General features: G+C 53.8%; 1 rRNA gene. It reads left to right on the top strand.

Annotated elements, in window-relative coordinates:
* Positions 1 to 960: ribosomal RNA gene (locus G9G57_RS25270) — 23S ribosomal RNA — on the top strand; the annotation flags it as partial.

Raw genomic sequence — 960 nt, 5'->3', positions numbered from 1 at the left:
GGGTGATGGCGTGCCTTTTGTAGAATGAACCGGCGAGTTACGTTCCCGTGCAAGGTTAAGGTGAAGAGCTGAAGCCGCAGCGAAAGCGAGTCTGAATAGGGCGAATGAGTACGTGGACGTAGACCCGAAACCGGGTGATCTACCCCTGTCCAGGGTGAAGGTGCGGTAACACGCACTGGAGGCCCGAACCCACGCATGTTGAAAAATGCGGGGATGAGGTGGGGGTAGCGGAGAAATTCCAATCGAACCCGGAGATAGCTGGTTCTCCCCGAAATAGCTTTAGGGCTAGCCTCGGAAAGAAGAATCGTGGAGGTAGAGCACTGATTGGGTGCGGGGCCCGCAAGGGTTACCAAGCTCAGTCAAACTCCGAATGCCATAGATTTAGTTCCGGGAGTCAGACAGTGAGTGCTAAGATCCATTGTCGAAAGGGAAACAGCCCAGACCATCAGCTAAGGTCCCCAAGTGTGTGTTAAGTGGGAAAGGATGTGGAGTTGCACAGACAACCAGGATGTTGGCTTAGAAGCAGCCACCATTGAAAGAGTGCGTAATAGCTCACTGGTCGAGTGACTCTGCGCCGAAAATGTAACGGGGCTAAACACACCACCGAAGCTATGGCTTGATGCTTTGCATCAGGGGTAGGGGAGCGTTGAATGCGGGTTGAAGGTGTACCGGAAGGAGCGCTGGACTGCATTCAAGTGAGAATGCCGGTATGAGTAACGAAAAGATCTGTGAGAATCAGATCCGCCGAAAGCCTAAGGGTTCCTGAGGAAGGTTCGTCCGCTCAGGGTAAGTCGGGACCTAAGGCGAGGCCGATAGGCGTAGTCGAAGGACAACAGGTGGAAATTCCTGTACCACCGTAATCCGCTATGAGCGATGGGGTGACGCAGTAGGGTAGTGACGCGGACTGATGGATGTCCGTCTAAGCAGTGAGGCTGATGTGTAGGCAAATCCGCACATCGT

Source organism: Paenibacillus sp. EKM211P, assembly GCF_011066175.1.
Lineage (GTDB): Bacteria > Bacillota > Bacilli > Paenibacillales > Paenibacillaceae > Paenibacillus > Paenibacillus polymyxa.
This window is presented reverse-complemented; position numbering and strand designations above follow the sequence as displayed.